7 protein-coding genes and 2 rRNA genes (1 of these 9 running past the window's edge) are annotated in these 8,099 nt (G+C 44.0%); 7 read left to right on the plus strand and 2 right to left on the minus strand.

From position 1 onward, the window contains the following. Positions 1 to 257: 257 nt before the first annotated feature. The 4 genes from M1M80_RS00900 to salA all read left to right on the plus strand — a co-directional run bounded on the left by M1M80_RS00900 (position 258) and on the right by salA (position 3,590). The gene (locus M1M80_RS00900) at positions 258 to 1,022 is read left to right on the plus strand and encodes a class I SAM-dependent methyltransferase (RefSeq protein ID WP_060397796.1); all 765 of its coding nucleotides are present in this window, start codon (positions 258 to 260) and stop codon (positions 1,020 to 1,022) included. 197 nt (positions 1,023 to 1,219) lie between these two features. Then, complete coding sequence (locus M1M80_RS00905; RefSeq protein WP_003241961.1) at positions 1,220 to 1,663, plus strand: YbaK family protein; 444 nt, start codon at positions 1,220 to 1,222, stop codon at positions 1,661 to 1,663. Between the two features lie 59 nt (positions 1,664 to 1,722). Next, positions 1,723 to 2,436: an N-acetylmuramoyl-L-alanine amidase CwlD gene (gene cwlD / locus M1M80_RS00910; protein ID WP_003241959.1), complete on the plus strand. Its 714-nt coding sequence runs from the start codon at positions 1,723 to 1,725 to the stop codon at positions 2,434 to 2,436. Positions 2,437 to 2,531: 95 nt separating this feature from the next. Further along, positions 2,532 to 3,590, plus strand: coding sequence for an iron-sulfur carrier protein/transcriptional regulator SalA (salA, locus tag M1M80_RS00915; protein ID WP_003241957.1), 1,059 nt, complete (start codon positions 2,532 to 2,534; stop codon positions 3,588 to 3,590). 37 nt (positions 3,591 to 3,627) lie between these two features. Here salA and gerD read toward each other — a convergent pair whose 3' ends face one another. Continuing rightward, entirely contained in the window at positions 3,628 to 4,185 is a 558-nt protein-coding gene (gene gerD, locus M1M80_RS00920) for a spore germination lipoprotein GerD (protein WP_003241955.1), read from the minus strand. Between the two features lie 109 nt (positions 4,186 to 4,294). On the opposite strand from gerD, the gene kbaA reads away from it, so the two are divergent. Further along, positions 4,295 to 4,891, plus strand: a complete 597-nt coding sequence (gene kbaA, locus M1M80_RS00925; protein ID WP_060397797.1) for a KinB-signaling pathway activation protein — start codon at positions 4,295 to 4,297, stop codon at positions 4,889 to 4,891. Between the two features lies 1 nt (position 4,892). Here kbaA and pdaB read toward each other — a convergent pair whose 3' ends face one another. Further along, positions 4,893 to 5,657, minus strand: a complete 765-nt coding sequence (gene pdaB / locus M1M80_RS00930) for a polysaccharide deacetylase family sporulation protein PdaB (RefSeq protein ID WP_060397798.1) — start codon at positions 5,655 to 5,657, stop codon at positions 4,893 to 4,895. 351 nt (positions 5,658 to 6,008) lie between these two features. Between pdaB and M1M80_RS00935 the strand changes: the two genes are divergently transcribed. After that, positions 6,009 to 7,558, plus strand: a 16S ribosomal RNA gene (locus tag M1M80_RS00935). 169 nt (positions 7,559 to 7,727) lie between these two features. Continuing rightward, positions 7,728 to 8,099, plus strand: a 23S ribosomal RNA gene (locus tag M1M80_RS00940); it runs 2,556 nt beyond the window's last position. The 16S and 23S rRNA genes sit together here, the layout of an rRNA operon.

Consider the following 8,099-nt stretch of genomic DNA (forward strand, 5'->3'; position numbering starts at 1 on the left):
CAATCCAGTTCATTTTAACAACTGGTCTCCCACCTGTTCAATCTCACAGCTGATTCTTCATCTGTCCGGATGAATATTAGTTCTTCACTAATGACATCATTTGATGAGATAAGTGTAAATCTTTTGACGTAAATCACATATCTCCTTTGTGATTTTTTTGCGTTTTTATGAATTTTTTTCTAAATATGCAAAGGGAAAGCGATATCAATCTAGAAATATTTGTTATACTCTATACAATAAAATAAGGAGAACGATTCATGAATGCGTTAAAACATAATAGCAAAGCCTGGGATCAAAAAGTAGAAGTAGGCAATGAATGGACTGTTGCTGTTGAGCAGCATGTCATCGAACAAGCGAAAAAAGGCAATTGGGATATAAGGGTAACACCAATGAAAGATGTTCCAAAGGATTGGTTTCCCCCTGTCAAAGGACTGAAGGTGCTTTGTTTAGCATCAGGAGGAGGCCAGCAAGGTCCGATTTTGGCAGCTGCAGGAGCGGATGTCACTGTATTAGATAACTCGGAAAAACAGCTGGACCAGGATAAAATGGTTGCTGAACGCGACGGCCTCACAATACATACTGTCAAAGGAAGCATGGACGATCTCAGTCAATTTCAGGATGAATCATTTGACGTTATTGTACATCCTGTTGCCAATGTTTTTGTTGAGAATGTCCTCCCGGTCTGGAAGGAAGCGCACCGAGTACTGAAAAGAAACGGCGCCCTAATTTCAGGTTTTGTAAATCCAGTCGTATTCCTGTTTGATGTAGAGTTAGAACAGCAAGGTATTCTAAAAGTAAAACACTCCATTCCATATGCCGACTCAGAAGATCTTCCAAAACATAAAGTGAAAAAACTGATTGAAAATAATGAGGCTCTGGAATTCGGCCATTCCCTAGAAGACCAAATCAAGGGCCAAATTGATGCCGGTTTTATCGTCACTGGTTTTTATGAAGATAAAGGCGGGTTTGTATTGGACCAATATATTCATACATATTCTGCAACAAGAAGCGTGAAATTATGAAAAGCAGCGGCCTATTAGAGGAGCTGCTTTTTTAGTAATCACTTGCAGAACACTTGTTCCGAACCCTGTAGAAAGCTGCTAAATCCTCTTCTTTTTATCAATCTCTGCACCTTCATTTGGGCGAATTTCCAACCGAATTCGGGCATGGTTTCACCATCCAAACCTCAAAATAACCGGTAAAAGGAGAGTGAATTTGTATGGCAGAGGTACTGTCTTTTATGGATGTGAAACGCCAAAAGGATTTTGAATTAGAAAAGAACTTGCTCAAAGAACTCTCTCTGAGGCAAATCATTCAGTCTGTTAAGGACTGTCTGGAACCATTATTTCCGTTTTTACATGATGAAAGAGATATTATTAGCGAAGGCTGTATTGATTTTGCTATAGAAGCTTATTTGTTAGGCGGACGTTTTGGGATATTCGGCTATTACGGAGAATCCATGCAGAGCATCAGTGCGCGCTCAGCAAGAGAAGAAGAAGAGCTTCGTCTGGAGTTTTTTGATTATCTTTATAATTGGATACACGAGCAATACGCAACATTTGATAAAAATACGGTCTATGAAGCAGCATGCAAGTTCATTAAAGACTGGTGGACAGAGGGATTTGTCCAAAGAGAAAAACAGTGTAAGCTTCGCATGCGATAATCATATTTCCCGGCCCTGTCCCATAGTTATGTAATAACGGACAAGCGGGAGGGGAAGGGATGAGGAAAAAGCTTAAATGGCTCAGTTTTTTGCTAGGCTTCATCGTATTACTATTTCTATTCAAGTATCAGTTCAGCAATAACGATTCTTGGAAGCCGTGGAGCCTGCCCTTGAGCGGAAAAATTATATATCTAGATCCAGGTCATGGCGGGCCTGACGGCGGAGCAGTCGGCGGAAAGATGTTAGAGAAGGATGTAACCTTGGAAGTGGCCTTTAGGGTCAGGGATTACCTTCAGGAACAAGGAGCGCTTGTCATCATGACCAGGGAAAGTGATACCGATCTCGCTCCAGAAGGAACGAAGGGCTACAGCAGACGAAAAGCGGAAGACTTAAGACAGCGAGTCAAATTAATAAACCATTCAGAGGCTGAACTCTATATCAGCATTCACCTCAATGCGATTCCATCACAAAAGTGGAGCGGAGCCCAAAGCTTTTATTACGGAAAATATGCGGAAAATGAGAAAGTCGCAAAATACATTCAGGATGAATTGAGAAGAAACCTGGAAAACACAACCCGGAAGGCAAAGCGGATTCATGGTATCTACTTAATGCAAAACGTCACCAAACCGGGGGCACTTGTAGAAGTCGGATTTTTATCCAATCCAAGCGAAGCAATGCTGCTCGGGAAACCGAAATACCAGGACAAGGTGGCATCTTCCATATATAAAGGCATTTTGCGATATTTCACAGAAAAAGGAGACCCTCCTGAGTAAAGGAGGGTTTTCGTATGGTTCTAAGCATAAGACACCCGCCATTTATGTATGATATAATAATGATTGTAAACGAATACACAAAAGGGTGAGGTTCGATGATAAGAGAAGATGAAGTAAGAAAACTAGTCGGTGAAATGCGCGAACCTTTTCTTCAAAGACCTCTGGGAGAATTGGATGCCGTTAAGGAAATTAAAATAAAGCCTGAAAAACGGCATGTCAGTGTAAAAGTCGCTCTTGCCAAAACCGGAACTGCAGAGCAAATGCAGATTCAGCAAGAGATCGTAAACGTCTTAAAAGGGGCAGGCGCTGAGACGGTCGGCCTTCGATTTGAAGAGCTTCCGGAAGAAACGGTTGCTAAATTCCGGGCGCCGTCAGCTGAGAAAAAAACACTGTTAAATATGGATAACCCGCCAGTCTTTCTTGCTGTAGCAAGCGGAAAAGGCGGCGTAGGCAAGTCTACTGTGTCAGTAAACCTTGCTATTTCTCTGGCTCGTCTTGGGAAAAAGGTCGGTTTAATTGATGCTGATATTTATGGCTTCAGTGTGCCGGATATGATGGGTATCACTGTGCGTCCAACCATTGAGGGAGAGAAACTTCTTCCTGTTGAACGCTTCGGGGTAAAGGTGATGTCAATGGGCTTTTTCGTAGAAGAAAATGCACCCGTCGTATGGAGAGGCCCGATGCTTGGCAAAATGCTGAATAACTTTTTCCACGAAGTAGAGTGGGGAGAAGTAGACTATATCGTTCTTGATCTTCCGCCTGGGACAGGGGACGTTGCTCTCGATGTACATACAATGCTTCCGAGCTGCAAAGAAATCATCGTATCGACGCCGCATCCAACAGCTGCTTTTGTCGCGGCCAGAGCGGGCTCTATGGCGATTAAAACCGATCATGAGGTTGTTGGTGTCATAGAGAACATGGCTTACTATGAAAGCGCAAAGACTGGGGAAAGAGAATATGTCTTTGGTAAAGGCGGCGGAGATAAACTAGCTGAGGAACTAAACGTGCCTTTGCTCGGCAGAATCCCGTTGAAACAGCCTGATTGGGATAAGGATCAATTTGCGCCGTCTGTTTATGACGAAAATCATCCCATCGGAGAAATATATCAGGATATTGCAAAAAAAATAATTGCAAAAATGTCAGTGCAAGTATAAAAAGGGCGAACCGGGATTCTATATCCCGGCCTTCCCTTTATTCACTTTCTTTGGCAGTATCTTTTGCTGCTTTTTTCAGCTCATCTTCGAACTGTTTTTTGTAAAGCGGGCTAGAAAGTGTTTCGTTAATAACCTCTTCTAAATAACTTCGGAATTCTTGGCTTTTTGCAAGTTCGCTGTACTTTTTATTCATGCCCGGATCCTGCATAACGCCCATCAGCATCTTCTGGTAATCCGGATCCTTCATCAGTTTTTTAATCACTTTTTCATGCTCAGTCTGAAGAGTTTTGGCAAAGCCTTCAGCAAAATCAGTGTCTTCAAAGATGTTTTTCCAAAATTCTTCACCTTTTTTAGAGGTGAGTGTTTTTTCTATTGTTCCTTTAATCGCATCTTGGTCAATCACCAGCGCTTCATTCATCGCATCATCGTTTAATAATTCCTTAATGGCTTTCTTTCCATCATCAGTTTTTAATATATCAACAACCATTTTTTTGGTCTGATCATAGTCCATATCCGCTGCTTGGTCTTTTGGAGCGCAAGCTGTTACAGATAATAACAAAAAACAGCTCATCAATAGCGTTTTGGCTTTTGACATGCTTAAGCTCCTTTCACATACTTGTCTTACTTTTAATATGATTCATCTGTTTGGATTTATACATAACAAAATATCGCGGTTTGCGATTTTTGAGGGGATGAATAAAGAAATGAAAAGCCGTGGTCTAGTTCGTTTTTTCTTTTCTATTTTAGCTGTCGGAGCGCTTATCACGAGTATTGTGGGTTTTGCTTTAAAATGGGGAGAATATAGGGGGCTGTTTCTTGCTTTCGAAGCGGGACAGATTTTCTCTGTTTTATTTTGGTTTATCGGAGTAGGCATGATTTTCAGTGTGATCAGTCAAATGGGCTTTTTCGTGTTTTTAACAGTTCACCGGTTTGCACTTGAGATATTAAGATCCTCATCATTGTGGAATTTGCTTCAGTTATTTTTCATCCTGTTTGTTGCTTTTGATCTCATGTACGTGCGTTTTTTATTTTTTGGAGAGAGCGGAGAATCGATGGCTGGTTATGCGTGGTTACCGGTATTTTTGTTGATCTTTGGGGTGATTACAGCTTATATAAAGCAAAAGCAGTCCTCTAGAAAAACGTTTGTGTCATCGTTGTTTTTGATGGTTGTGATTACTGCATTAGAATGGTTCCCTGCATTAAGAGTAAATGATGAGGACTGGCTTTATTTAATGCTTTTTCCGTTAATGGCGTGCAATGCTTTCCAATTGCTGATGCTGCCGAAGTTTGCAGCGAAGTAAATTACTTTACCTCTGCGGATTTGGCATCAGAATTTGCAATGAGATCACCTACGGTTACATTTTTTAATCCTTTTTCTTTCAGCTGATGGATGATATCAGGCAGCGCTTCTTCTGTTTGTTTTGCCGAGTCGGAGGCGTGTAAAAGAATAATGTCGCCTCCTGAAACTTGCTTGGTCACATTGTCGATGATTTTTTCAACGCCGGGATTTGTCCAATCTTGAGAGTTTACACTGTAATGAACGACTGTGTAATTGTATTGCTTTGCGACCGTGAGAACATTCTTATTGAATTGTCCGGTAGGGGGTCTTAATAGCTGTATGTCTTTGATCCCTAACTTTTCAAAGGCAGTTTGCGCACGGTTAATGTCCTTTTTTATTTCGCTGCTTTCTAAATTGGCATAGTTTTTATAGGCATAGCCCATGCTCCCTATTTGATGGCCATCCTTTACGATACGCGCCACTGTGTCGGGGTGTCGTTCTGCCCAAGAAGCGGAAAGGAAAAACGTCGCATTTTTAATACCGTTCTCTTTTAAGGTATTAAGAATGGGTTCTGCTTTCTCATCACCCCAGCTGATATCAAAAGTAAGGGCAATGTCTTTTGAATCTGTTTCTCCTTTATAAATGGCTTTAGGTCCGGTGTCTGTTGAAAACACGGGAAGCGGGACAGCCCTTTGGATATAAAAAAAGCTGGCTGCTGCAAATGCGGCGATAAGTATAATGATAAATTGTTTCACTCGTTTAATGTGCCACACATAGAAGTGATTCACTGATGATGCCTCCTTATCTTGTCCATCATTCTTGTATTACATCTTATGAGCATGGCCAATTGAATATAACCGATAAAATGTCTCTTCACATGCAGCTTAAATTAGGTGTTGACCTTTTGATAATATCCGTGATATATTATTATTCGTCGCTGATAAACAGCTGACAACAATTAAAAGCTTCATTAAATGCTTTGAAAAAAGCTGTTGACTTAAAGGAAGCTAAATGTTATAGTAATAAAGCTGCTTCGTTAAGTGGCAGTAATGATCTTTGAAAACTAAACAAGACAAAACGTACCTGTTAATTCATTTTTAATAAATCGCACAGCGATGTGCGTAGTCAGTCAAACTACTTTATCGGAGAGTTTGATCCTGGCTCAGGACGAACGCTGGCGGCGTGCCTAATACATGCAAGTCGAGCGGACAGATGGGAGCTTGCTCCCTGATGTTAGCGGCGGACGGGTGAGTAACACGTGGGTAACCTGCCTGTAAGACTGGGATAACTCCGGGAAACCGGGGCTAATACCGGATGCTTGTTTGAACCGCATGGTTCAAACATAAAAGGTGGCTTCGGCTACCACTTACAGATGGACCCGCGGCGCATTAGCTAGTTGGTGAGGTAACGGCTCACCAAGGCAACGATGCGTAGCCGACCTGAGAGGGTGATCGGCCACACTGGGACTGAGACACGGCCCAGACTCCTACGGGAGGCAGCAGTAGGGAATCTTCCGCAATGGACGAAAGTCTGACGGAGCAACGCCGCGTGAGTGATGAAGGTTTTCGGATCGTAAAGCTCTGTTGTTAGGGAAGAACAAGTACCGTTCGAATAGGGCGGTACCTTGACGGTACCTAACCAGAAAGCCACGGCTAACTACGTGCCAGCAGCCGCGGTAATACGTAGGTGGCAAGCGTTGTCCGGAATTATTGGGCGTAAAGGGCTCGCAGGCGGTTTCTTAAGTCTGATGTGAAAGCCCCCGGCTCAACCGGGGAGGGTCATTGGAAACTGGGGAACTTGAGTGCAGAAGAGGAGAGTGGAATTCCACGTGTAGCGGTGAAATGCGTAGAGATGTGGAGGAACACCAGTGGCGAAGGCGACTCTCTGGTCTGTAACTGACGCTGAGGAGCGAAAGCGTGGGGAGCGAACAGGATTAGATACCCTGGTAGTCCACGCCGTAAACGATGAGTGCTAAGTGTTAGGGGGTTTCCGCCCCTTAGTGCTGCAGCTAACGCATTAAGCACTCCGCCTGGGGAGTACGGTCGCAAGACTGAAACTCAAAGGAATTGACGGGGGCCCGCACAAGCGGTGGAGCATGTGGTTTAATTCGAAGCAACGCGAAGAACCTTACCAGGTCTTGACATCCTCTGACAATCCTAGAGATAGGACGTCCCCTTCGGGGGCAGAGTGACAGGTGGTGCATGGTTGTCGTCAGCTCGTGTCGTGAGATGTTGGGTTAAGTCCCGCAACGAGCGCAACCCTTGATCTTAGTTGCCAGCATTCAGTTGGGCACTCTAAGGTGACTGCCGGTGACAAACCGGAGGAAGGTGGGGATGACGTCAAATCATCATGCCCCTTATGACCTGGGCTACACACGTGCTACAATGGACAGAACAAAGGGCAGCGAAACCGCGAGGTTAAGCCAATCCCACAAATCTGTTCTCAGTTCGGATCGCAGTCTGCAACTCGACTGCGTGAAGCTGGAATCGCTAGTAATCGCGGATCAGCATGCCGCGGTGAATACGTTCCCGGGCCTTGTACACACCGCCCGTCACACCACGAGAGTTTGTAACACCCGAAGTCGGTGAGGTAACCTTTTAGGAGCCAGCCGCCGAAGGTGGGACAGATGATTGGGGTGAAGTCGTAACAAGGTAGCCGTATCGGAAGGTGCGGCTGGATCACCTCCTTTCTAAGGATATTTACGGAATATAAGACCTTGGGTCTTATAAACAGAACGTTCCCTGTCTTGTTTAGTTTTGAAGGATCATTCCTTCGAAACGTGTTCTTTGAAAACTAGATAACAGTAGACATCACATTCAATTAGTAAGACAAGATATCACGTAGTGATTCTTTTTAACGGTTAAGTTAGAAAGGGCGCACGGTGGATGCCTTGGCACTAGGAGCCGATGAAGGACGGGACGAACACCGATATGCTTCGGGGAGCTGTAAGCAAGCTTTGATCCGGAGATTTCCGAATGGGGAAACCCACCACTCGTAATGGAGTGGTATCCATATCTGAATTCATAGGATATGAGAAGGCAGACCCGGGGAACTGAAACATCTAAGTACCCGGAGGAAGAGAAAGCAAATGCGATTCCCTGAGTAGCGGCGAGCGAAACGGGATTAGCCCAAACCAAGAGGCTTGCCTCTTGGGGTTGTAGGACACTCTGTACGGAGTTACAAAAGAACGAGGTAGATGAAGAGGTCTGGAAAGGCCCGCCATAGGAGGT

This window comes from Bacillus inaquosorum (genome assembly GCF_023238325.1).
Lineage (GTDB): Bacteria > Bacillota > Bacilli > Bacillales > Bacillaceae > Bacillus > Bacillus inaquosorum.